The 295-nt window shown below is 70.5% G+C and carries 1 protein-coding gene; it reads left to right on the top strand.

Annotated features, from left to right (window positions below; genetic code table 11):
• Nucleotides 1-185 (top strand): LysR substrate-binding domain-containing protein (locus EN804_RS36355; protein ID WP_246693559.1); only part of this gene is annotated, 185 nt, incomplete at its 5' end.
• Nucleotides 186-295: the final 110 nt, after the last annotated feature.

Raw genomic sequence — 295 nt, 5'->3', positions numbered from 1 at the left:
CCGCGTTGACGGTGCAGGAGGACCTGCGCGCCGGTCGTTTGATCCGAGTGCTGCCGGCCTGGCATGCCGGCCAGCGGCGCTATTTCGCGCTGTATCCGCATGCACGTGCGCTCGCGCCCAAGGTGCGCGCGCTGGTCGAGCACCTCGCGGCGCACTACGCTGCACCGATGGGCGCGGCCGGGTAGCCGCGCGGCTGCAGCCGTGGTGGTGATAGCGTCGGTGAGTCTGCGGATTGCCCCGCAAAGGGCTGGGATCAGGTCGGGCGGAACATGCGGAAGCGCTGTTCGGCGCCGAT

It is taken from the genome of Mesorhizobium sp. M8A.F.Ca.ET.161.01.1.1 (assembly GCF_004792105.1).
Taxonomy (GTDB): domain Bacteria; phylum Pseudomonadota; class Alphaproteobacteria; order Rhizobiales; family Rhizobiaceae; genus Mesorhizobium.
Note: the sequence above shows the minus strand (reverse complement) of the source record. Positions and strands in the feature narration are given on the sequence as shown.